The following is a 22,554-nucleotide window of genomic DNA, read 5'->3' on the forward strand; positions in this document are numbered from 1 at the left end:
GGAGACGTTTGCCGTGAAATTTTCCATAATGCTCAACCCGCAGATCCCCGGCTCCGGGTACAGCCAAGAGGAGAACGCCCGGGCGAGGCGCCCGATCGGCCGGGACACCGAGTCGTACCAGAAGCTGCTGCACGAGGTGCGCGAGATCGCCGTCCACGCCGACCAGATCGGCTTCGACGCCCTCATGATGACCGAGCACCACTTCCACTCCGAGGGCTTCGAGTTCTCGGTCAACCCGCTGATGGTCCTCACCGACCTCGCGGCGCGTACCGAGCGCATCCTGCTGGCGCCCCTCGGCCTCGTGCTGCCCGCCTGGGACCCCATTCGCGCGGCGGAGGACGTGGCGCTGCTCGACCAGTTCTGCAAGGGACGGCTCCGGCTGGGGGTCGCGCGCGGCTACCAGAACCGGTGGATGAACGTCCTCGGCCAGCGCTGGCACGCGTCGGCGGCGCGGTCGGACGGCTCGGCCTCGGACAACCGCAACTTCGACGTGTTCGGCGAGATCCTGCACATCATGAAGCTGGCGTGGACCCAGGAGACCCTGCGCTACAAGAGCGAGATGCTCGACTACGAGGTGCCCTCGCCCTACGACGGCATCGAGGGCTGGCCGGCGCTGGAGTGGACCAAGACCTTCGGCGCGCCCGGCGAGGTGTCGGAGGACGGCAAACTGCAGGCCGTCTCGGTGAGCCCCCGGCCGTACCAGGACCCCTACCCCGAGCTGTGGCAGCCGTTCACGATCAGCGACCGGTCGGTGATCAGGGCCGCGCAGGAGAACATCCTGCCGTGGATGTTCACCCCGAACCCGGACGAGCACGCCGCCAAGGCCAGGCTCTACCAGGAGGAGTCGGCCAAGTGCGGCCGCGACTACAAGCTGGGCGAGCACACCGGCATCCTGAAGGTCGTCGGCATGGCCGACACCCGTGAGGAGGCGATCGCGACGTACGGCCCGATGCAGAAGGACTTCGCCGCCTTCTTCGGCCCCTTCGGCTACCTGGAGGTCCTGCGCAAGCAGGAGGACGACCGGCACAAGCCGATCTCCCCGGAGAAGGGAGACTACAAGCGCATGAACGAGGTCGAGCTGGCCCTGCTGGGCACGCCCGACGACGTCAAGCGCGGCATCCAGCGCATGCTCGACCGCATGCCCGACCTGGAGTGGTTCGGCCTGTTCATGCAGGGCCAGCAGGGCGTGCTCCCGCTCGACACGGTCAAGCGCAACCTGGAGATGTTCGCCACCAAGGTCATCCCCGAGTTCACCGGCTGAGAACGGGACCGCATGCGCTTCTGGCTGGGTGCGTCGTTCACCGACACCGACCAGTTCATCGAGCTGGCCAAGGCGTCCGAACGGTGCGGCATGGACACCCTCACCCTCTCCGACCACATCTTCTTCGCCGACTACCGCTCGCCGTACCCCTACTCGCGCAGCGGTGCGCCGCGCTGGAACGCCGCGACGCACTGGCCCGACGTCTGGGTCACCATCGGGGCGATGGCCGCGGTCACCGAGCGCCTGCGCTTCGCCCCCAACGTCTACATCGCCCCCGCCCGCGACCTGTTCACCGTGGCCAAGCAGGTGTCCACGGCCGCGGTGCTGTCCGGCGACCGGGTCTCGTTCGGCGTGGGGGTCGGCTGGTGCGAGGACGAGTTCCTGCAGACCGGGCAGGACTTCCGCACCAGGGGCAGGCGCCTGGACGAGATGATCCCCGTCCTGCGCGAGCTGTGGACCGGCGGCACGGTCGAGCACCACGGCGCGCACTTCGACTTCGGCCCGCTGTCGATCGCCCCGGTGCCCTCGCGCCCGGTGCCGTTCCTGGTCGGCGGTGACAGCGAGGCCGCGCTGCGCAGGGCGGCCCGCGCCGGGGACGGCTGGATCGGCAACCGCGTGTACTCCGAGGCGGAGCTGGACGTCGTGCTCGCCCGCCTCCGCGCCTACCTGAAGGAGTACGGCAGACCGGAGGACGACCTGGAGATCATCGCCGCGCTCGCCGTGATGCCGGACCCGGAGACCTACCGCAGGATCGCCGGGAAGGGCGTCACCGGCACCCTGGCCGCCCCCTGGTGGCTCGCCACCCCCGAGGAGAAGGCCAGGCACGGCGAGGGCACCCTCGACCTCAAGATCGCCACCATGGAGCGCTTCGCCGAGGAGGTCATCGCGCGGATGTGACCCTGCGCACGAGCCGGTCGAGCAGGGATTCCAGCTCGGCGGCGGGGTCGGCGGTCAGCCCCGCGTGCACGGGCCCGGTCTGGACGATCGTGCTGCGGGGCGCGGTGAGCCAGCGGAACCTGCTGCCGAGCGGCTCCCCGCGCAGCGGCCCGGAGTCCTCCGAGCACGCGCGCTCGTAGGCGGCCAGCGCCAGCCTGAGGCCCCCGAGGTCCACCCCTTCGTCGAGCGCGCGCAGCCGCGCCTCGTCCAGCTCCGTACGGGCGCACAGGTAGCCGCACGGCTGGGAGTAGACGATCACCCCGGCGTTGATCAGCTCGCCCCTGACCACGCACGGCACGACCCGGATCACGGCGTACTCGTAGACCTGCAGCTCGCTCATCGTGCCACCGCCGGGAGCCAGGCGCGCGGCCCGTGGGCGCGGGCGAGCAGGTGGTCGACGTAGGCCCGGCGCACGGCCGCCACGTCCTCGAAGCCGGGCTCGCCGTCGAGCCACTCGTCGGGAACGAGGCCGACGACCGCGCGGAGCAGGTCCTCGGTGATCAGGCCGGGAAGCTCGGCGTCGGCCTCCTCGACGCGCGTGGCGAACGGCGCCAGCACGTGGTCGCGGGCGTCGAAGGGACGCTGCGGGTCGGCGGTGCGCCAGTTGTGGTGGAACCACAGGGCGGCGCCGTGGTCGATCAGCCAGGTGTTCCCGTGCCAGACCAGCAGGTTCGGGTTGCGCCAGCTGCGGTCGACGTTGTGGATCAGCGCGTCGAACCACAGCACCCGCGAGGCGAACCCCGCGTCGGGGGTCCAGGCGAGCGGGTCGAAGCCGAGCGCGCCGGGGAGGAAGTCCACCCCGAGATTGTGGCCCTCGCTGGCGTTCAGCAGGTCCTGGATCTCCTGGTCGGGCTCCCTGGCCCCGATCTGCGGGTCGAGATCGACGATCGTGAGATCGGGGGTGCGCAGGTCGATCCTGCGTGCCAGCTCGGCACAGATGATCTCGGCGACAAGCACCCGCCGCCCCTGCCCCGCACCACGAAATTTCACGACATAGGTTCCGAGGTCATCTGCTTCGACGACGCCCGGGAGCGACCCGCCCTCCCGGAGCGGGGTCACATAGCGCGTAGCGGTCACCTGTTCGAGCACTCGCCCAGGGTACCGACGCCGGCGAGCGCGGAATCAGAACAGGACGGACATGAACGTGTCGACCTCTTTGAAGCCCACCCTGCGATACGCCGCCCGCGCGGGCACGTTGAAGTCGTTCACGTAAAGGGTCACCGTCGGCGCGAAGTGCCGCAGGGTCTGGTCGACGACGGCGGCCATGCCGGCCACGGCGTGCCCGCGCCCGCGCCGGTCCGGATGCACCCACACGCCCTGTATCTGGCAGACCTGCGGGGTCACCGCCCCGACCTCGGCCTTGAAGACCACCTGGCCGTCCTCGATGCGGGCGAACGAGCGCCCGATGCGGATCAGCTCCGCCACCCGCGACCGGTAGAGGGCGCCGCCGTCCCCGAGATCCGGGGAGATGCCGACCTCCTCGGTGAACATCGCCACGCATGCGGGGAGCAGCGTGGCGAACTCGTCCGGGCGTACCTGGCGTACGAGCGGATCAGGGGGGACGGGCGACCGCGAGGAGGTGGCCATGACCGGCTGGGCCCAGCGGATGGCCCGCGCCGGGCCCCAATAGGGCTCCAGCCGCTCCCAGATCCTCTCGACGGCCTCGGCGGGGCCGACGATGGACGAGCAGCGGCGGCCCTGCCTGCGGGCACGGTCGGCGAAGGCCTGCACGGCCTCGGGCCCGGCGTTGACCGGGACCAGGTTGGCCCCGGCGTAGCACAGTGAGGTCAGCCCGCCGCGCGGGCCGAATCCCCACATCTGTCCGCCGAGCCGGGCCGGGCTCAGCCCGACGGACCGCACCCGGGAGGCGACGAAGACGTTGGCGACGGGGTCCGCGTCGAGTATCGAGAGCACCTCTTCGCGGTCCTGATCGTCGAGCACGCGCGACGCCGATGTTCGCAGCATCACGGGCTTAGCCTACGCGACCGCCCCGATTTTGGAACGAACCGACCCTACTGGCCGAGAATCACCTTCGTCAGCCTAAGGTGCCCGGGCCCCGACGACATCGGCACGATCGGCCGGGGCTCGGGCGCGGCCTGGCAGGTCGCGTCGGCCTGGCGCCCCGCGGCCTGCGCCGCACCGCCGGGAACGCTTCCGTCCCTGAGGTACGCGGCGAGGTACCGGTCGACGCAGGTGTTGCCCCCGAGTGACACCCCGTGGTTGCCGCCGCCCTCGACGAGCAGCCGCGAGCTCGGGAACCGGTCGCGCACGCGCAGCGCCCCGGGGTACGGCGTGGCCGCGTCCTGCTTGGACTGGATGAGCAGCACCGAGGGCAGGTGGGCGACGTCACCGACGTGGACCGGTGTCCCGCCCTTCTCCGGCCAGAAGGCGCAGGGCGCGTTGTACCAGGCGTTGGCCCAGGCCATGAACGGCGCCTTGGCGTTCACCTTGAGCGTGTCGGCCCACCAGCGCGACCAGTCGCGCGGCCACTCGGCGTCGCGGCACTGGACTGCGAGGTAGACGGCGTAGTTGTTCTCGGCCGCCGCGTCGTGATCCACGTGCTGGTTGTAGGCGGTCACCAGGCCGTCGGGCTTGCCCTTCTTCACATAGTTGGCGAACGCGCCCGCGAACTGCGGCCAGACCGCGTTGGTGTACCCGCCGACGGTGAAGATGTCGTCCAGCTCGCTCGGCCCGACGAGGCCGCCCGCCGGCCGCTGGCCGAGGCGATCGCGCATGCCGTACCAGGCGGCCGAGACCTCGGTCTCCGTGCGGCCGAGGTGGTAGACGTCGTTGTGCCGGGACACCCAGGCCAGGAAGTCGCGGTGCCGCCGGTCGAAGGCGTAGTCCTGGGCGATGTTGGAGTCGTACCACACGCCCTCGGGGTCCACCACGCTGTCCAGCACCAGCCGCCTGACCCTGGTCGGGAACAGCGTCGCGTAGACGGCGCCGAGGTAGGTGCCGTACGAGTAGCCGAGGTAGCTGATCTTCTGCTGGCCGAGCGCCTGCCTGATCGTGTCCATGTCACGGGCGGAGTTCTCGGTGGTGAGGTGCGGGAGCAGCCACGACCAGCGGCTGCCGCACGCCTCGGCGTACTCCTTGGCCCGCGCGAGCAGCGCGGACTCCTGCGCGTCGTTCTTCGGCACCTGGTCGATGCGGGGAGCGGCGAAGTGCTGCTTGGGGTCGGCGCAGGTCAGCGCCGGCTCGCTGCTCCCCACGCCCCGCGGGTCGAACCCGATCACGTCGTACTTCGCCGCGACGTCCTTGGGGAGCGCGGCGGCGACGTACCGGGCCAGGCCCAGGCCCGAGGCCCCCGGCCCGCCCGGGTTGACCAGCAGCACGTGACCGTGGGACGCCGAACCCTTGATCCGGTTGAGCGCCAGCCCGAGGGTCGGCCCGCCCGGCTTCGAGTGGTCGAGCGGCACCCTCACCGTCGCGCATTCCACCGCCGTTATCGGCTTCGGACCCGGGCACGCCCCCCAGGTCACGCCGTCACGTGGAGCGGCGTACGCCCCACTGGCCCCTCCTGTCAGCCCGGTGACCAGCACCGTCATAATCGCCGCTACGCCGAAGACCCGCTTCACACGTCACTCCCTCTGCTCTTGTGGCAGAGGGTGATGCTTCCGGATCGGACCGTCCGGCCACCGGCGACCCGGCCCAATGTTTACCGATCCGTAGTCGTCCGATTGCGGAACGTGGGATCGGGCGAGCCGTCGCAGGGGCCGTGATGATCATCACTTCAGTGCCGGTTCACCCGGCCGGGCCGTGGTCTCAGTCGTGCAGGCGCTGGATCGCGACCATGGCGGCGTCGTCGCCGAGCCGCCCGCCGACGTAGGCGAGGAGGTCGTCGCGCACGTGCTCGACCAGGGTCCCCGGGCCGTCCCCCGGCCACGTCATCACACGCTCGGCCAGCGGGTAGAAGACGCCGGCGCGGTCGCGGGCCTCGATGACGCCGTCGGTGTAGAGCAGGAGGGTGTCGCCCGGCTTGAAGTCGAACACCTCGACCTGGTAGGCGCGGTCGGAGAGCTCCCCGAGGCCCAGCGGGGGCGCGGGCTGGGCGACCTGGAGGGTCGTGACCTGACGGTCGCGGAGCAGCAGCGGCGGGGGGTGGCCGCAGTCGATCACCTCGACCACCGGCCGGTGGTCGGGAATCTCCAGCACTGCCGCGGTGATGAAGTTCTCGCAGGCGTCCTGGCACTCCTCCGCGTGCTCCTCCAGATCGGTCCGCACGCTCTCGTCCAGGTAGAGCACGACGTCGGGCAGGGTCGCGTGCCGCCGGGCGGCCTCCCTGAAGGCGCCCAGGAGCAGGGCGGCGTCCGACACGGAGGGAAGGCCCTTGCCCCGCACGTCGCCGATGACGACGCGGGCCCCCGAGTGCGTACGGGCGGCCGCGTACAGGTCGCCGCCGATCTGGGCCTCCTCCTCGGCGGCGAGGTACATGGAGGCGAGCCGGAGCGACCCGAGTCCCGGCGGCAGGGGCCGCAGCAGGGCCCGCTGCGCGGCCTCCGAGACCGAGCGCACCCGGGTCAGCTCCTCCCGGTGCCGGTCGCGCACGAGGGAGAAGATCACGAGGAAGGCCGAGACCACGACCAGGGCCGCCAGCTGCGTCTGCATGGTCCGCGTGGTCAGCAGCTCACTACGCAGGCCGAGCAGCACCTCGTCCGCGATGGTGATGACGCTCACCAGGCCGGTGAGCCAGGGACCCGCGAACGAGGCCGTGATCGCGGGGGCTGTGACCAGAAGCGGGCTCAGCGAGATCTCTCGCGGGGTGAGGATGTCGGCGAGGGAGATCACCGCGATCAGCACGAGCGGTATCGCCACCAGTGCGTTGCCGGGCCATCGCGACTGGTGCGGATCCGACAGACTCCGCCGAAATGGCACTCTTCCTGCATACACCCACACATCCCCGCCCAGGAAGAGTCATTTTTCCCGGGCCGGGACAGCACCTCATCCGGCCCTGAGGGCAGGCGGGTCAGCGGACGACGACCTCCGGGCCCGGAGCGTCCTCGTCGTCGAGATCGACGTCCACGCCCATCTCCTCGGCCAGGCGCAGGGCCTCCTCGATCAGGGTCTCCACGATCTGCGACTCGGGCACGGTCTTGACGACCTCGCCCTTGACGAAGATCTGGCCCTTGCCGTTGCCCGAGGCCACGCCCAGATCGGCCTCGCGGGCCTCACCGGGGCCGTTGACGACACACCCCATCACGGCCACCCGCAGCGGCACCTTGAGGCCGTCGAGCCCCGCGTGCACCTGCTCGGCCAAGGTGTACACGTCGACCTGGGCCCGCCCGCAGGACGGGCAGGACACGATCTCCAGCCCGCGCTTGCGGAGGTTGAGGGACTCAAGGATGCCGATGCCGACCTTGACCTCCTCGACCGGAGGCGCGGACAGCGAGACCCGGATCGTGTCTCCGATGCCCTCGGCCAGCAGGGCCCCGAACGCCACCGCCGACTTGATCGTGCCCTGGAACGCCGGGCCCGCCTCGGTCACGCCCAGGTGCAGGGGGTAGTCGCACTGCGCGGCGAGCTGGCGGTAGGCCTGGATCATGACCACTGGGTCGTGGTGCTTGACCGAGATCTTGATGTCGCGGAAGCCGTGCTCCTCGAACAGCGAGCATTCCCACAGCGCGGACTCCACCAGCGCCTCGGGCGTCGCCTTGCCGTACTTGGCCAGCAGGCGGGGGTCGAGGGAGCCGGCGTTCACGCCGATGCGGATCGGGGTGCCGGTGTCGGCCGCGGCCCGGGCGATCTCGCCGACCTTGTCGTCGAACTTCTTGATGTTGCCGGGGTTCACCCGGACGGCCGCGCAGCCCGCCTCGATCGCCGCGAAGACGTACTTCGGCTGGAAGTGGATGTCGGCGATCACCGGGATCTGCGACTTGCGCGCGATGGCCGGCAGCGCGTCGGCGTCGTCCTGCGAGGGCACCGCCACCCGGACGATCTGGCAGCCCGACGCCGTCAGCTCGGCGATCTGCTGCAGCGTGGCGTTCACGTCGGAGGTGAGCGTCGTGGTCATGGACTGAACCGAAACCGGCGCGTCCCCGCCCACCGGGACCGAGCCCACCATGATCTGCCGCGACATCCGCCGCTCGGCGATCGGCTTGCTCCGTACCGAGGGAATCCCCAGATCAACAGATGTCATATTTTCCAGCACCTTGGTGTTCGGCGACGCGCTCAGACCTACCCAGTCTAGGTAACCGCGCCGACCATCGAGTTACGGATGCCGGGAAAGCCGTTTACCGGATCACGACAAGCTGGCGCCCAGCCCGCCGCCGCCCTTACCCGCCCGTCAACTCCCGGGCCCTCGCGCGGGCCCAGGCGTCCGCGTCGAGCACCTCGGCCACCGAGCCGGCGGGCGACACGGTGTGCTCGCCGACGACGGCCGCGATGGTGTCGACGATGCCGAGGAACGGCAGCCTCCCCGCCAGGAAGGCCTCCACGCAGACCTCGTTCGCCGCGTTGTAGACGGCCGGAGCCGTGCCGCCCTGGGAGCCGACGTGCCGGGCCAGCGCCACCGCCGGGAACGCCTCCTCGTCCAGGGGCTCGAAGGTCCAGGTGTGGGCGGTGGTCCAGTCGACGGCCTTGGCCGCGCCCGGCACCCGCGAAGGCCAGCCGAGGGTGAGCGAGATCGGCAGCCGCATGTCGGGCGGGCTGGCCTGCGCGATGGTCGAGCCGTCCACGAACTCCACCATCGAGTGGATGACGGACTGCGGGTGGACCACCACGGTGATCCGCTCGAAGGGGATGTCGAACAGCAGGTTGGCCTCGATGACCTCAAGGCCCTTGTTGACCAGCGTCGCCGAGTTGAGCGTGATCACCGTGCCCATGTCCCACGTGGGGTGCTTGAGCGCCTGCTCGGGGGTGACCTCCCCCAGTTCGGCCCGCCTGCGGCCGCGGAAGGGCCCGCCGCTCGCCGTGACGACGAGCCGCCGCACCGCCTCCGGGTCGTACCCGGACGGGCCGGCGGCCCACAGGCACTGCGCGAGCGCCGAGTGCTCGGAGTCGACCGGCAGGATCTGGCCGGGACCGGCCAGCCGCTTCACCAGCGGGCCGCCGATGATGAGCGACTCCTTGTTCGCCAGCGCCAGCACTCGCCCGGCCTCCAGCGCGGCGAGCGTCGAGGTGAGCCCGACCGCTCCGGTGATGCCGTTGAGGACGATGTCACAGGGCCAGGCGGCGGCCTCGGCGACTCCCTCGGGGCCCGCCAGGATGCGCACCGGCCCGATCGCCTCGCGCAGCGCGGGAACGGCCCGCTCGTCGGCGACGGCGACCACCTCCGGGCGGAACCGCTCGACCTGGCGCGCGAGCAGGTCGACCTGCCCGCCGCCCGCCACCAGCCCGGCCACGCGGAAGTGCCCCGGGTCGCGCTCGATGACGTCGAGCGCCTGCGTGCCCACCGATCCTGTGGAGCCCAGCACGACGATCGATCGCGGCTCGGACGGGCCGGGGAGTGACACCGGGCCCACGAGATCGGCGGGGCCGGCGGTGCCCGCCAGGTCGGCCGCGTCTGCGAGAGGGGTCTGCATGCCCCCATTATCGCGGCGGCCGGCTCCCCCGCCATGCGCCCGCCCGTCCGGCCCCGTCCGTACGCGCCACCCGCTCGCGGGCCGGTTTCCGTCACCAGAGCGACGGGTGGGAAAGCAGCAGCTAAATGCCCGAATCCCGCCATACCGGTCTCTGCGAATCGCGAGAAATGCGGCATTCGGCCCTACTACCTTCCCGCGTCAGGACATGGCACCCGATCACAGCGGGAGCCGGGCACGAGCAAGCACCCAGCGCGCCACCCCACGGGCACGAACGGCCCCCGTCGGCGCGTGCCCGGCGAGCCGCGACGAGCACGGAGGACCGCATGCATCGCAAGGCACGACGTCTCTTCCCCATTCTGGCCATATCGCCCCTGGCGGCGGGGATCCTGCTGAACGCCCCCACAGCCGAGGCCGCGAAGCCGCCGGCCGCGCCGCGGCCCGTCGTTCACGACGCGGCCGACACCAAGACCGAGCAGCGCGTCGTGAAGCAGTTCTGGACCCCCGCGAAGATGGCCGCCGCAAAGCCCCTCGACCTGGTCAGGTCCCGCACCGGGCGCACGACCACCGCGCCGAGCGGGGGCGGGCTCACCGTCAAGCCCCTGACCCCCGGCGCCAACGCCGTGAGGCGCGCCGACGCCGCGCCCACCACCCCGCCCCCGCCCGTGGCGTCGGGCTCGCCCACCCCCTCCCCCAGCCCCTCGGCCTCCCCGACCGCCACCCCGGCCACCCCCGCGCTCGCGGCCCGCTCGACGGGCGCCCCCTGGACGGGAGGCGGCACCATCGTCAAGACGGAGGGACGTGTCTTCTTCACCTACCAGGGACGCAGCGCCTCCTGCTCGGGCACCGCGGTCACCAGCGCCAACAAGAGCGTCGTCCTCACCGCGGGGCACTGCGTGAAGCTCGGTGGCGCCTTCCACACCAACTGGGTCTTCGTCCCCGGCTACAGCGCCGGCAGCCGCCCGTACGGCACCTGGGTGGCCACCAACCTGCTCACCACGACTCAGTGGAACACCAGTGAGGACATGAACTACGACGTGGCCGCGGCCGTCGTGGCCCCGCTGAACGGCGAGCGCCTCGTCGACGTCGTGGGCGGCCAGGGCATCGCCTTCAACCAGGCGCGCGGACAGCAGATGTACGCCTTCGGGTACCCGGCCGCGAGCCCGTACGACGGGTCGAAGCTGATCTACTGCGGCGGCAGGGTGTTCGACGACTACCTGATCTCCACCGACCAGGGGCTCAGCTGCGACATGACCGGCGGCTCCAGCGGGGGCGGCTGGTTCACGGGCTTCAACCGGAGCACCGGCGCGGGCACGCTGAACTCCGTGAACAGCTTCAAGTACAACTTCGCCCCGTACTGGATGTTCGGTCCGTACTTCGGGCCGGAGGCCCAGGCGGTCTACACCTCCGCCCAGAACCAGGACGCCACCTGATTTACCGAAAGTATCCGCAAGGCCACGTTCGGTAGTCCAGACTCGGGAGCCATGACCCCGATCCTCCCCCTGATCGCCGCCGTGCCGCTCGTCGCCGGGCTGGTGGGCGTCATGCCCTCCGGCTCGATGGCGGCAAGCGGAGCCGGCCAAGCCGTCAAGAGGAACGAGACCCCGTCTCTCACGTCGTCTCTCACGTCGACCGGCGTCGTCCAGCACGTGGCCGCCCGCACGGTGGCCGAGCAGCGCCGGGTGCTCGGCTACTGGACCGCCGGGCGCATGGCGCGGGCACTGCCCGGCGGGGCACTGGGCTCCGTCACGAAGGTCGCCGAGCTGGCGTCCGGCGTGCTGCCCCTGCGCGTCACGGCCACGCGCGGCTCCACGGCCTCACCGAGCTCCACGGCGTCCTCCGGTTCCACGGTGGCGCCCGTGCCGCCGCCCTCGTCCGCCGGCCGGGCGCCCTCGGCGGTCCGGGCCTCCTCCGCCTCGGGCGCGAGTGCGCCCGGTTTGAACACCAGCGGCGCGCGGTGGGCGGCCGGGGGCGCGGTGAAGCGCACCACCGGCCGGGTGTTCCTCACCCTGCGCGGCGTCGACTACGTCTGCTCGGCGAGCGCGGTGCGCAGCCGCAACCAGGACGTCGTCGTCACCGCGGGCCACTGCGCCAAGGACGGCTCAGGCGCCTGGGCGGAGAACTGGACCTTCGTGCCGGCCTACGAGCCGGGGCGCCAGCCGTACGGCGTGTTCACCGCGCGGCGCATGTTCGTCCCCGAGCCCTGGTCAGAGAGCGGCGACGACAGCTACGACCTGGGCATGGTCGCGGTCAACCCCTCCGGCGGGAGCCATCTGAACGAGGCGGTCGGCGGCCAGGAGATCGGCTTCAACGTGCCGCGCGGCGGGCGCGCCTTCGGGTTCGGCTTCCCCGCCGACCCGCCGTACGACGGCCAGCGCCTGATCTACTGCGCGGGCGACCTCCACCACGACCCGCACAGCCAGACCCGCGACCAGGGCATGCGGTGCGACCTCACGGCCGGGTCGAGCGGCGGCCCGTGGCTGAGCTCGTTCGACCCCGCCACCGGCCAGGGCGTGCTGACCTCGGTCAGCAGCTTCAAGTACAGCGACGACGACGGCACGATGTACGGTCCGTACTTCGGCGACCAGGCCAAGCGGCTCTTCGACACGGCCCAGCGCGCGTGAGGGGAGCCGAGCCGGCCGAGAGCTCTCCAGGCGGTCAGCGACGGGTGACCGCGAGGAGAGCCCCGCTCGGGACCTACAGGGTGAGCCCGGTGAGCACCATCACCTTCTCGTAGGTGAAGTCCTCCATGGCCGAGCGCAGGCCCTCGCGGCCGATGCCCGACTCCTTGACTCCGCCGTAGGGCATCTGGTCGGCGCGGTACGACGGCACGTCGCCGATGATGACCCCGCCGACCTCCAGCTCCTTGGCGGCGCGGAAGGCGACGTCGATGTCGCGCGTGAACACCCCGGCCTGCAGGCCGTACTTCGAGTCGTTGACCGCGGTGAACGCCTCGTCCACCGAGGCGACCGGCTGGATCACGAGCACCGGGCCGAACACCTCCTCCCTGATGACCTTGGCGTCGTCCGGCACGTCCGCGAGCACGGTCGGCGCGACGGTGGCGCCGTCCCTGGCGCCCCCGGCGAGCAGCCGGGCGCCGCCGGCGACGGCCTCGGCGACCCACTGCTCCACCCGCTCGGCCGCCTCCACCGACACCAGCGGCCCGACCTGCGTCTTGTCATCGGCCGGGTCGCCGACGACGAGGCTCTCGACGGCGGCCACGAGCTTGGCGGTGAACGCCTCGACCACGGACTCCTCGACGATCACCCGCTGGACGGCGATGCAGCTCTGCCCGGCCTGGTAGTTGGAGAACAGGGCGACCCGCGTGGCCGCCCAGTCGAGGTCGGCGTCGGCGAGCACGACCGCGGCGGCGTTGCCGCCGAGCTCCAGCGTGACGTGCTTGCGCGGCACCTGGTCCTTGATGGCGTACCCGACCGGCCCCGAGCCGGTGAACGACACGACAGGAAGGCGAGGGTCCTCGACCAGCGCGCCCGCGCGGTCGTTCGGCACCGGCAGCACCGAGAACATGCCCGCGGGCAGGGCCGTCTCGGCGAGGATCTCGCCGAGCAGCAGCGACGAGAGCGGGGTCGCGGGGGCGGGCTTGACGATCACGGGCGCGCCGACCGCGATCGCCGGGGCGACCTTGTGGGCCACCAGGTTGAGCGGGAAGTTGAACGGCGTGACGGCCAGCACCGGCCCGTACGGCTGGCGCGACACGTACGCAAGACGGCCGTTCGCGGCGGCCTCGGTGTCGAGCCGCTGGACGTCGCCGCTGAAGCGCCGGGTCTCCTCGGCGGCGAAGCGGAAGGTCGCGACCGCGCGGCCGACCTCGCCTCGCGCCCAGAAGATCGGCTTGCCGTTCTCGGCGCTGATCAGCCGGGCGATCTCCTCGGCACGCTCGGACAGGCGCCGCGAGACGTGGGCCAGTGCCTCCGCGCGCACGTGGATCGGCAGGGCGGCGGCCTCCTTGCGCACCGCGTGCGCGGCGGCCACGGCCTGCTCGACCTGGTCGGGGGAGGGCACCGAGCCGATGCCGACGACACGGCCGTCATGGGGGTTGGTCACCGTGAGCTCTGCCTCGCCCGTGGCGGGCGAACCGGCGAGCCAGAAGGGGCGTACGTCCATGTCCCCGACCGTATGCCACCAGGTCGCCGGGGGCGCTACTCCAGTACGGACAAGCGGCGACCCCCACCGCTACATTCCGCATAAGGCACCTATTTTCCCCTTTCTGTAACGGACATGCCGCAATTTCAGGATGTTTTCTGGTGCGGGACGGTTTGAAGGACTCCGCACGTGGTTAAGTCACCATGGGGTCCAAGCGGGATCCTTTGGGGAGAAGGGGCTAGGTAGCTCATGGGTTCGCCGGCGCCGCTTGGCCTCCAAGGGGCGTACGCATTGGGGAGCCAGACTTCCCAGGACGAGCTGCGCGGCCGTCTCATCAACGTGGCCGGAGAGCTTCTGGTCACCGACGGGCCCGACAGCCTCACCGTGCGGCGCATCGCCACCGAGGCAGGGTGCTCGACCACGGTCGTGTACACCATGTTCGGCAACAAGGAGGGCCTGGCGGAGGCGCTCTACCTGGAGGGCTTCGAGCGCTTCCGGCGCAGGCTGGCCGCGGTCCCACGCCACCCCGACCCCCTGGAGTACCTCACCTCCCTCGGCCCGGCGTACCGCGACGCCTGCCTGGCCGAGCCCGGCTACTACAGCGTGATGTTCGAGAAGGCGATACCGGGCTTCGAGCCGAGCGAGCGGGCGCGCACGCTGGCGAGGGCGGCGGTCAACGTCCTCGACCGGGCCATCGCCGACTGCATCTCCGCCGGCTACCTGGTGCCCACGCAGCCCCGCAAGATCGCCGACTGCCTGTGGGCCGCCGCCCACGGCGCCGTCAGCCTCGAACGCGCCGGCCATCTCAGGGACGACCGCATCTACGCGTCGGTCACCATGGCCGCCATCAGCCGCTACCTGGTGAGCAAGGACTCCATCCCGATGACCCTCTAGCGGCCGGCGGCCGGCGACCCGCTGGAGCCGCCCGCCGAGCCCGCCGACAGGGCGATCCACAGCTCGGCACGTGAGGCCGGGTCGTCCAGGTCGCGCCCGAGCAGCTCGCCCACCCGCCGCATGCGGTAGCGCAGGGTGTGCCGGTGGATGCCGAGCCGTTGCGCGGCGGCGTCCCAGTGCCCGTTGCACGCGAGGTACGCGCGCAGGGACTCCACCAGGTCGGCGCGCGAGCCGTACTCCCTGAGCGGGGCGAGCAGCGAGGTCGAGAAGGCGGACAGCACCGCCGGGTCGACCAGCGAGACCAGCCCCTGCCCCGCGAGGTCGGCGAACCGCATGAGCGGGGCGGCAGACGCGAGGGCCCGCTCCGCCTGGTCGAGACCGGTGGCCAGCTCCCCGAGCCCGACCGGCCCGCCCACCCCCACCCGCCCGGCCCCGGCGGCCGTCTCGGCGAGGCGGTCGGCCTCCTCCACCGCCGCAAGGGCGACCACGCGCGTGCCCCACGGAGCCGTGAAGCCCGGCAGCAGGTCCTGGAGCGCCTCCGCGTCGCGCGGCTCGCAGGCCAGCACCACGACGGGCCCGGCGGGCAGCCCGCCGCCGATTGCCGCGAGAACCCCCTCGGCGGCCTGCCGCTCCCCCGCCAGCAGCAGGCGCAGCACGGCCGAGCGCACCTGCCGCACGGCGGCGAGCCGGTCCCTGCCCTGTTCGAGGGAGAGGGTGAGCAGCGAGTTCGCGGTGTTGACCACGGTGTGCCCGACGGGCGAGAACGGCCGCTCAGAGCCGACGGCGAAGAACCCCCTGATGCGCCGCTGCTCCCCGAGCGGCTGCACGATGACGTGCTCGTACGGCCCGGAAAGCGCGAGGCTCGCGGGCGAGCCGGTGGCCCGCAGCCGGCCGAGCTCACGCCCCGCCAGGTGCGTGCCCTCGACGGCGCCCGCGCCCGCCGCGTGGATCACCGCGCCGGCCTCGTCCAGCAGCACGGCCCAGCCGTGGATCTCCCTGGCCAGCCGCTCGACCACCGCCCCCATGCCACCGGCCTGGAGCGCCGCGCGCGTCAGCCGTCCCTGCGCGGCGAAGGCGTTGCTGAGCTCGTCGTACCTCTCGGCGGCGAGCAGCTCGCTGACGGCCTTGCCGATCGCGATGAACGGAGTCTCCCTGGGCACCTCGACCAGCGGAAGCCCGGCCTCCGCGGCGGCCTCGGTGAACTCGGGCGGCACGCTGTCGTGCCCGAGCCCGACGCCGAACCCGAGCCCGGCCACCCCCCTGGCGACGAGCCGGGAGACGTACGGCCGCGCGTCCCGAGGGCCGAGCCGCATCCCGGTGGTCAGCACCAGCTCGTCGCCCTCAAGGAAGGGCGTGGGATCCTCCAGCTCGCTGACCGCCACCCAGCGCACCGGCCGGTCCATCGCGCCCTCCCCGGCGCGCACCCGCAGGCGCAGCGGCGCCAGCGCCACCACACGCCGTAAGGTCGGAGCCATTCCAGCCCCCAGAACAGTCGGTACTTGTACATCCTGGACAAGCAGGATGGCCATATTGTGCCATGTCGCCAGGTCGGCAGCCGGGCGCGGTGGCCGTAGCGTCGCAGGCATGAGCATCGAGCGTGACGTACACGAGCAGCCGGGCGTGGCCGAGCACCAGCCCATCACGCGAGGCGGTCCCTCGCTTCCGCAGGAGCGCCGCCTGGTCACCGAGATCCCTGGCCCGAAGTCGCGGGAGATGTTCGCGCGCAAGCGGTCCGCCATACCGCCGGGCATCGGCACCACGCTGCCGGTCTTCGTGACCCACGCGGGCGGCGGCGTGGTCGTGGACGCGGACGGCAACTCGCTCATCGACTTCGGCTCCGGCATCGCGGTGACCACCGTGGGCAACGCCGCGCCGCGCGTGGTCGAGCGGGTCCAACGGCAGGTCGCCGACTTCACCCACACCTGCTTCATGGTCACGCCGTACGAGTCGTACGTCGAGGTCTGCGAGAAGCTCAACCGGCTCACCCCCGGCGACCACGAGAAGCGCTCGTTCCTGGTCAACTCCGGCGCCGAGGCCGTGGAGAACGCCGTCAAGGTGGCCAGGCACGCGACCGGCCGGCAGGCCGTCGTGGTGTTCGACCACGGCTACCACGGCCGCACGCTGCTCACCATGACGCTGACGGCGAAGAACATGCCGTACAAGCACCGCTTCGGCCCGTACGCCCCCGAGGTGTACCGGATGCCCATGGCGTACCCCTTCCGGTGGCCCACCGGCCCGGAGAACTGCGCCGAAGAGGCCGCGGCGCAGGCCATCGACATGATCAACAAGCAGATCGGCGCGGAGAACGTCGCCGCCATCGTGATCGAGCCGATCCAGGGAGAGGGCGGCTTCATCGAGCCGGCCCGCGGCTTCATGCCCGCCCTGGTGGAGTACGCGAGGGCCAACGGCATCGTCTTCATCGCCGACGAGGTGCAGACCGGATTCGCCCGCACCGGCCACCTGTTCGCGTGCGAGGACGAGGGCGTCGTGCCCGACATCATCTGCACGGCCAAGGGCATCGCGGGCGGCCTGCCGCTGGCGGCCGTGACCGGCAGGGCCGAGCTGCTCGACGCCGTCCACGTCGGCGGCCTCGGCGGCACCTACGGCGGCAACCCGCTGGCCTGCGAGGCCGCGCTCGCCGTGCTCGACACCATCGAGGCCGAGAACCTGGTCGAGCGGGCCAGGCAGATCGGGGACATCATGCTGCCCCGGCTCCGGGCCCTCGCCGAGCGCTTCGACGCCATCGGCGACGTCCGGGGACGCGGAGCCATGATCGCGATCGAGCTGGTCGTGCCCGGCACCAAGGAGCCCGACACCGCCCTCACCGGGGAGATCGTCAAGCGGTGCCACGCGGAGGGCCTGGTCGTGCTGACGGCGGGCACCTACGGCAACGTGCTGCGCTTCCTGCCCCCGCTCTCCATCCCCGACAACCTGCTGGAAGAGGGCCTGTCCATCCTGGAGAAGGCCATCTCCTCCGTTTAGGAACATCCCAAAAGGGGCACCCGGCTTGCTGCTGGGTGTCCCTTTTGTTGTTGTACGGCGCGCCGGATGCCGGCGATTTAACCCGTCCTTGACATCGGCCTAGTCGATCACAGGCGGTAATGGGGCTATAACGGTTCGGGTACGAGACACTCGATCACCAACAGGAGCGTGATGAGCTGGGATCCGACCGGAGCGGCACGGCTCAACCTGACGTTCGACCCAGAAGATCTCACCGGCCCGCAGCGCGACGGGGACGCCTGCGTGGTGTGCCACAAGAAGTGGCCCCGACCTCGGGTCCGTGTCGGCAGGCTTCCCGACGACGCCCCCGTCATGGCCTGCGAGGAGTGCGCCGAGGCGCTGCTCCCCGCGCCCCCCGCACCCCGGCGCAAGCCCTCCGCGAGGAGAGCGACCCTTCCCTGAGCGCCACCCCGGTGGGCGGTCCACCCGTCGTGGACCGCCGTCCGGCGCGGCCGGCGGTCACCGGGGTCACTGCTCGCGCATGCCCCAGGGCGAGCCGTACTCGTTCAGCAGGTCCAGGAACGGCACCGGGTCGAACGCCTCGGGGCCGAGCACGCCCTCACCCTTCCAGGCTCCGCGCGCGAGCAGTTCCAGCGCGACGACGGGATGGACCGCCGTCTGCCACACGACGGCCTGGCAGCCGTACTCCCGCATCGACCACTCGTTGTCGACCACGTGGTAGAGGTAGACCTCGCGGGGCCGGCCGTCCTTGCCGGTGCCCTTGACCCACGTGCCTGCGCAGGTCTTGCCGCGCATGCGGTCGCCGAGGGTCGCGGGGTCGGGCAGGGCCGCCGCCACGACGTCGCGCGGCGAGACCTCCACGCCCTTGACCCTCATGGGCTCGGTCGAGTCCAGGCCGAGCTTGTGGAGCGTCCTGAGGACCCCGATGAACTCCTCGCCGAGGCCGTACTTGAACGTCACGCGCCGGGCGTTCACCCAGCGCGGCACAAGGAGCACCTCCTCGTGCTCGACGTTGACGCACTCCACCGGGCCGATGCCTTCGGGGAAGTCGAAGACCTCCGGCTCGCTGAACGGCTCGGTGGTGTGCCAGTCGCCGTCCTCCCAGATGACGGGCGGGTTGAGGCACTCCTCGATGGTCGTCCAGATGGAGAACGTGGGCGCGAAGGCCTCCTGACCGTCCGGGCCCTCGACCACGAGGTTCGCACCGTCGCGGACGCCGACCTCGTCGATGGCCGAGAAGAGGTGGTCGGCCGCGTACCTGGCGAAGACGTCGGCGAGGCCGGGCTCGACCCCCATGCCGACCAGGGCGACCCTTCCCTTGGCCTGCCACTCGGGCGACATCGCGAACTGCTCGTCGCCGAGCTTGACGCCGGTCAGCTCGTACGGCCGGGAAGGATGCGGCCTGGACAGGGACATCGCCATGTCGAGGTAGTGCGCCCCCGCGTTCAGCGCGGCCCGGAACAGGGGCATGTCGAACAGGGGGTCGACGGCGTTGAAGAGGACGTCGCAGCCGTGCTCGCGAAGCGCGGCCTCCACCGCGTCCTGGTCGGAGGCGTCGAGGCCGATCGCGCTGAACCGCGCGTCACCCCCGGACGCGACCTGTTCGGACACCTGTTTGGACACCACGGCCTCGGCACGTGAGCGGTCATAGTCGGCGACGACGATGTGTTCGAAGAAGTCTCGGCGGGCGGCGATCGGGACCACAGCGGAGCCCACGCCACCAGCGCCTACAAGCAGGATGCGCATGCCAGCGACCGTACCAATTGACTGGTCGACCATTCAACATGGGGGCGCGGGAAAACCGGGTTTCCTGCACGGAATCCGTTGCGAGAGTCACCTGGCCCTGGCGAGAACGATGGCCGATGTCCGTCACGGCTTCGGATCGGCGGACGGCTGTCAGAGGCGGGTGAGACAGAAGAGGAGGCGCTCCGGAGTCGGGGGGAGCATCCGGAGCGCCCCTGGCGGGCGCCACCCAGCGGGGGGACGGGTGCGCCCGCGGCTCTTCACCGCAAACTGAAGATCACCCCGGCTAACGCACGAGCTGCTGCCACCTGGCGGCCCACTCGGCATAGTCAGTGCATTCCCCGTGCCCGCCTCCGCAATCCCTCGCCGGGCGAACGGCAAAGCTGATCTTTTTGATCCACGCCCTGTCCTTCACCCGGTAGGCGTCGCACACCCTCCTGGCCCGTTCGGCGTGGGTGTACTTGCGGGACTCGTCGCCGCGGTAGCCGCACGCCGAGGGGTTGGCGGGGGCGAGGCCGTTCCACGCGGCGGCCTGCTGCTGCGCCGCCGGCGAGCTGATCCAGTCGAGCCACCGGTAGGCGCAGTTCGGGGCGGCGGCCTGCGCGGAGAGCATCCAGGAGTCCACCCAGCCGGTGGTCGGCTCGCCGCCCACCGCCTTCAACGGCCGGCCGGCCCTGCGCAGGATGTCGAGCTGGTACGGCAGTGCGCGCCCGAGCCGCACGGACGCCCCGGCGAAGCCCTGCAACGCGTCGATCGGGTCCTTCCAGTACGTACGCGCACCGTGGCCTCGACCGCCGACGAGCGCGACCGCCGCGTCGAGCTGGGCGGGAGTGAGCTCGAACGGGTTCTTGACGCCCAGCGCGGGCCGCCGTTTCCTCAGCGCGAGAGCCGCGTCCGCGATGGAGAGCGGGCTGTCCCTCAGCATGATGGGGCCGGGATCGGAGTAGAGCGCGTCCCCCTTCGCCGGCCGGCCCGTGGCGCCGTCGTAGAGCGTGACGTACGACCCCCACAAGTACGGGACGCCGTACACCTTGTCGCCGTCCACGACGGAGCGCTGGGACCGCAGCCACTCGGGAATGCCGTCGTAGTGCGGCACGAGCGACGTGGTGAGGGGCGCGACCTTCCTCTCGGCGATCAGCCGCCCCGCCAGCTCGGGAGGCGCGGACACGACGTCGTAGGAGGTCTGGGCGAGCAGCTTGTCGAGCTGGTCGCCGGTCTGGGGGAAGCGGAGGTTCACGCGGCAGCCCGTGCTGTCCTCGAAGGGCCCCACCCAGTCGAACGCGGGGTCGCTCCCGCCGTACTCGGCGTACCCGCGCAACGTCAGCACCGTGACCGCGCCCTCGCCCGGCCCGAGGGCCCTGCGCGAGGGGGTCGGCGCGGGAGTGGGGGTCGGCGACGGGGAGGCGACGGGCGCCTGCGACCTCGCGGCCGTGCTCGGAGCCGTGGGCACGGCGGCGATCTCGGCGGACCGGGACACGCCCCCGGGCGCGGCACACGCGGCGAGCGCCAGGAGTGCCGAGGAGAGGGCACCCGCGAGACCGGCCCGAGATCGCCCCAACTTGATCACGCCAGCCCCTCGCCTTTCACCGTCTCCTCCGCGAGCCTACCGGCCCGCGCCGGCCAGGGGCCTGCCATGCGGGACACAGCCGAAGGGGTGCGCGCCGCGTCGCGGCACGCACCCCTCGGTCATCTCACTGGCCGGGCGTCACAAACGGTCAGCCGCAGAGCGGGTACCCGAAGTTCGTCACCGCCGCGCACGGGCGCGGCTGGAACGGCGTCGGGATGCCGATGAGCTGGCCGGCGGCCGTGGGCGTTCCAGGCGGTCCAGGAGGACCGGGAGGGCCCTGCGGCCCTTCCGGACCCGCCGGACCCGCCGGGCCTTCCGGTCCAGGGGGACCCTCAGGTCCGGGAGCACCCTCCGGACCCGTGGGACCGGGAGCTCCGTCGACCCCAGGAGGACCCTGCGGTCCGGCCGGGCCGGGAGCTCCGTCGGCACCGGGAGCGCCGTCGATCCCGGGGGGACCCTGCGGACCCGCGGGACCTGTTGCGCCCACCGGCCCCGCCGGGCCGGGAGCTCCGTCGAATCCGGGCGGGCCCTGCGGTCCGGCCGGGCCGGGAGCGCCGTCCACCCCGGGAGGACCAACCGGGCCCGCCGGGCCAGGAGCGCCGTCGGCGCCGGGAGGACCTGCCGGACCGGGAGCACCGTCCACCCCGGGAGGACCAACCAGGCCCGCGGGACCGGGAGCACCGTCGAGACCGGGCGGGCCAACCGGGCCCGCCGGACCGGGAGCACCGTCGAGACCGGGCGGGCCCTCAGGACCCGCCGGGCCGGGAGCGCCGTCCGCCCCGGGAGGGCCGACCGGTCCGGCCGGACCGACCGGGCCGGGAGCGCCGGGCAGGCCCTGCGGACCGGCCGGGCCGCGCGGCCCCGTGAGACCGGCGGGGCCCGCCGGGCCAGGTGCACCGGGAGCGCCGTCGATGCCGGGCGGGCCTGCCGGACCCTCGGGTCCCGGAGGGCCTGCCGGTCCCGGGGGACCGGGCGGGCCCGCGGGACCCGGCGGTACCTTGCAGAGCCATTGCGGCAGAAGAAGCCATTTGCACAGCGGGATGGTGTCGGGCGCGACCTGGCCGACCGCCTGGGGCGAGCCGATCCATTGAACGGTCGTGCCCGGCGGAACCGGGCACAAGATAGGCGTACAGTAACCGAGCGCCACATAACGCTTTGAGGCGAAATAAAGCGCGTCGGCTGATGTTTCAGGAATTGCGCCGTTCATCGCGTAAGCGGTAACCGCCTGGTCGCCCGGCCAGGTAGTTCTTGCCTCAGCACCTGCCGGAGCAGGAGAGCAGACGAGAACGGCCCCAGCGAGCACGCCGCCCGCCAGAGTCCGTTTCATAAAAGTAGCCACTCTTCATTCTCTCCCCGGGCCTCTCCTGAAGTCACACCGAGGAGAAACTCTTTGACAGGCCGATGAGGTCTGGGCAGACCTTTTCCTCATCTCATCATCATGCCTGCGCGGCGTCGTGGAATTCTTTGCCGGGCGTCCTCGGGATGAGCACCGAAAAGCCATTATCAATGCAGCTGAAGTCATTCACCACAATTAATCGGATAAATGGCTTGCCCAAGCCGGCCGGCGG

At 71.6% G+C, this 22,554-nt stretch carries 18 protein-coding genes; 7 read left to right on the forward strand and 11 right to left on the reverse strand.

All coding sequences use genetic code 11. The features are described from left to right. Nucleotides 1-13 precede the first annotated feature (13 nt). Together ACOZ38_RS35550 and ACOZ38_RS35555 are read left to right on the forward strand one after the other, a co-directional pair. The gene (locus tag ACOZ38_RS35550) at nt 14-1,261 is read left to right on the forward strand and encodes an LLM class flavin-dependent oxidoreductase (RefSeq protein ID WP_424535399.1); all 1,248 of its coding nucleotides are present in this window, start codon (nt 14-16) and stop codon (nt 1,259-1,261) included. A 12-nt stretch (nt 1,262-1,273) separates the two neighbouring features. After that, complete coding sequence (locus tag ACOZ38_RS35555) at nt 1,274-2,158, forward strand: TIGR03619 family F420-dependent LLM class oxidoreductase (protein WP_424535400.1); 885 nt, start codon at nt 1,274-1,276, stop codon at nt 2,156-2,158. Here the strand turns inward: ACOZ38_RS35555 and ACOZ38_RS35560 are convergent. From ACOZ38_RS35560 to dxr, 7 genes are all read right to left on the reverse strand, one after another. Then, entirely contained in the window at nt 2,142-2,537 is a 396-nt protein-coding gene (locus tag ACOZ38_RS35560; RefSeq protein ID WP_405140519.1) for a DUF3037 domain-containing protein, read from the reverse strand. The genes ACOZ38_RS35555 and ACOZ38_RS35560 overlap by 17 nt on opposite strands. After that, the gene (locus ACOZ38_RS35565; RefSeq protein ID WP_424535401.1) at nt 2,534-3,286 is read right to left on the reverse strand and encodes a HipA family kinase; all 753 of its coding nucleotides are present in this window, start codon (nt 3,284-3,286) and stop codon (nt 2,534-2,536) included. The genes ACOZ38_RS35560 and ACOZ38_RS35565 overlap by 4 nt, the downstream gene beginning before the upstream one ends. Nucleotides 3,287-3,319: 33 nt before the next feature. Beyond that, nucleotides 3,320-4,162 carry a GNAT family N-acetyltransferase gene (locus tag ACOZ38_RS35570; RefSeq protein WP_424537148.1) on the reverse strand — a complete coding sequence of 281 codons (843 nt, stop codon included), beginning with the start codon at nt 4,160-4,162 and terminating at the stop codon, nt 3,320-3,322. Between the two features lie 47 nt (nt 4,163-4,209). After that, nucleotides 4,210-5,778, reverse strand: coding sequence for an alpha/beta hydrolase (locus ACOZ38_RS35575; protein ID WP_424535402.1), 1,569 nt, complete (start codon nt 5,776-5,778; stop codon nt 4,210-4,212). 187 nt (nt 5,779-5,965) lie between these two features. Continuing rightward, nucleotides 5,966-7,015, reverse strand: a complete 1,050-nt coding sequence (locus tag ACOZ38_RS35580) for a PP2C family protein-serine/threonine phosphatase (RefSeq protein ID WP_424535403.1) — start codon at nt 7,013-7,015, stop codon at nt 5,966-5,968. A 151-nt stretch (nt 7,016-7,166) separates the two neighbouring features. Next, on the reverse strand, nt 7,167-8,336 hold the full coding sequence (gene ispG, locus ACOZ38_RS35585) for a flavodoxin-dependent (E)-4-hydroxy-3-methylbut-2-enyl-diphosphate synthase (RefSeq protein WP_405140523.1): 1,170 nt from the start codon (nt 8,334-8,336) through the stop codon (nt 7,167-7,169). A 136-nt stretch (nt 8,337-8,472) separates the two neighbouring features. Continuing rightward, nucleotides 8,473-9,720: a 1-deoxy-D-xylulose-5-phosphate reductoisomerase gene (gene dxr, locus ACOZ38_RS35590; protein WP_424535404.1), complete on the reverse strand. Its 1,248-nt coding sequence runs from the start codon at nt 9,718-9,720 to the stop codon at nt 8,473-8,475. A gap of 323 nt (nt 9,721-10,043) precedes the next feature. On the opposite strand from dxr, the gene ACOZ38_RS35595 reads away from it, so the two are divergent. Together ACOZ38_RS35595 and ACOZ38_RS35600 are read left to right on the forward strand one after the other, a co-directional pair. Continuing rightward, nucleotides 10,044-11,150, forward strand: a complete 1,107-nt coding sequence (locus ACOZ38_RS35595; RefSeq protein ID WP_424535405.1) for a trypsin-like serine peptidase — start codon at nt 10,044-10,046, stop codon at nt 11,148-11,150. Between the two features lie 51 nt (nt 11,151-11,201). Next, on the forward strand, nt 11,202-12,341 hold the full coding sequence (locus ACOZ38_RS35600) for a trypsin-like serine peptidase (protein ID WP_424535406.1): 1,140 nt from the start codon (nt 11,202-11,204) through the stop codon (nt 12,339-12,341). Between the two features lie 73 nt (nt 12,342-12,414). On the opposite strand, the gene ACOZ38_RS35605 is transcribed toward ACOZ38_RS35600, so the two are convergent. Then, nucleotides 12,415-13,842 carry an aldehyde dehydrogenase family protein gene (locus tag ACOZ38_RS35605; protein ID WP_405140527.1) on the reverse strand — a complete coding sequence of 476 codons (1,428 nt, stop codon included), beginning with the start codon at nt 13,840-13,842 and terminating at the stop codon, nt 12,415-12,417. Between the two features lie 270 nt (nt 13,843-14,112). Between ACOZ38_RS35605 and ACOZ38_RS35610 the strand changes: the two genes are divergently transcribed. Beyond that, complete coding sequence (locus tag ACOZ38_RS35610) at nt 14,113-14,715, forward strand: TetR/AcrR family transcriptional regulator (protein ID WP_424535407.1); 603 nt, start codon at nt 14,113-14,115, stop codon at nt 14,713-14,715. Here ACOZ38_RS35610 and ACOZ38_RS35615 read toward each other — a convergent pair. Next, complete coding sequence (locus ACOZ38_RS35615; protein ID WP_424535408.1) at nt 14,712-16,169, reverse strand: PucR family transcriptional regulator; 1,458 nt, start codon at nt 16,167-16,169, stop codon at nt 14,712-14,714. The two genes, ACOZ38_RS35610 and ACOZ38_RS35615, sit on opposite strands and share 4 nt — an antisense overlap. Before the next feature lie 130 nt (nt 16,170-16,299). Here ACOZ38_RS35615 and gabT point away from each other — a divergent pair, with 130 nt between their 5' ends. Further along, nucleotides 16,300-17,697 carry a 4-aminobutyrate--2-oxoglutarate transaminase gene (gene gabT, locus ACOZ38_RS35620; protein WP_405140530.1) on the forward strand — a complete coding sequence of 466 codons (1,398 nt, stop codon included), beginning with the start codon at nt 16,300-16,302 and terminating at the stop codon, nt 17,695-17,697. Between the two features lie 171 nt (nt 17,698-17,868). Then, nucleotides 17,869-18,117, forward strand: coding sequence for a hypothetical protein (locus ACOZ38_RS35625; protein WP_405140531.1), 249 nt, complete (start codon nt 17,869-17,871; stop codon nt 18,115-18,117). A gap of 66 nt (nt 18,118-18,183) precedes the next feature. On the opposite strand, the gene ACOZ38_RS35630 is transcribed toward ACOZ38_RS35625, so the two are convergent. Together ACOZ38_RS35630 and ACOZ38_RS35635 are read right to left on the reverse strand one after the other, a co-directional pair. Beyond that, on the reverse strand, nt 18,184-19,422 hold the full coding sequence (locus ACOZ38_RS35630) for a saccharopine dehydrogenase family protein (protein ID WP_405140532.1): 1,239 nt from the start codon (nt 19,420-19,422) through the stop codon (nt 18,184-18,186). Nucleotides 19,423-19,705: 283 nt separating this feature from the next. Beyond that, entirely contained in the window at nt 19,706-20,986 is a 1,281-nt protein-coding gene (locus ACOZ38_RS35635) for an extracellular solute-binding protein (protein ID WP_424535409.1), read from the reverse strand. Between the last annotated feature and the right edge of the window lie 1,568 nt (nt 20,987-22,554).

The organism is Sphaerisporangium viridialbum (genome assembly GCF_049674955.1).
Classification (GTDB): Bacteria; Actinomycetota; Actinomycetes; order Streptosporangiales; family Streptosporangiaceae; genus Sphaerisporangium; species Sphaerisporangium viridialbum.

Excerpts from the sequence above, each read along its gene's own strand:
- ispG (WP_405140523.1), bottom strand. The coding sequence starts at position 8,336 with ATGACATCTGTTGATCTGGGGATTCCCTCGGTACGGAGCAAGCCGATC.
- ACOZ38_RS35560 (WP_405140519.1), bottom strand. The coding sequence starts at position 2,537 with ATGAGCGAGCTGCAGGTCTACGAGTACGCCGTGATCCGGGTCGTGCCG.
- ACOZ38_RS35605 (WP_405140527.1), bottom strand. The coding sequence starts at position 13,842 with ATGGACGTACGCCCCTTCTGGCTCGCCGGTTCGCCCGCCACGGGCGAG.
- ACOZ38_RS35570 (WP_424537148.1), bottom strand. The coding sequence starts at position 4,162 with ATGCTGCGAACATCGGCGTCGCGCGTGCTCGACGATCAGGACCGCGAA.
- dxr (WP_424535404.1), bottom strand. The coding sequence starts at position 9,720 with ATGCAGACCCCTCTCGCAGACGCGGCCGACCTGGCGGGCACCGCCGGC.
- ACOZ38_RS35555 (WP_424535400.1), top strand. The coding sequence starts at position 1,274 with ATGCGCTTCTGGCTGGGTGCGTCGTTCACCGACACCGACCAGTTCATC.
- ACOZ38_RS35595 (WP_424535405.1), top strand. The coding sequence starts at position 10,044 with ATGCATCGCAAGGCACGACGTCTCTTCCCCATTCTGGCCATATCGCCC.
- ACOZ38_RS35630 (WP_405140532.1), bottom strand. The coding sequence starts at position 19,422 with ATGCGCATCCTGCTTGTAGGCGCTGGTGGCGTGGGCTCCGCTGTGGTC.
- gabT (WP_405140530.1), top strand. The coding sequence starts at position 16,300 with ATGAGCATCGAGCGTGACGTACACGAGCAGCCGGGCGTGGCCGAGCAC.
- ACOZ38_RS35625 (WP_405140531.1), top strand. The coding sequence starts at position 17,869 with ATGAGCTGGGATCCGACCGGAGCGGCACGGCTCAACCTGACGTTCGAC.
- ACOZ38_RS35600 (WP_424535406.1), top strand. The coding sequence starts at position 11,202 with ATGACCCCGATCCTCCCCCTGATCGCCGCCGTGCCGCTCGTCGCCGGG.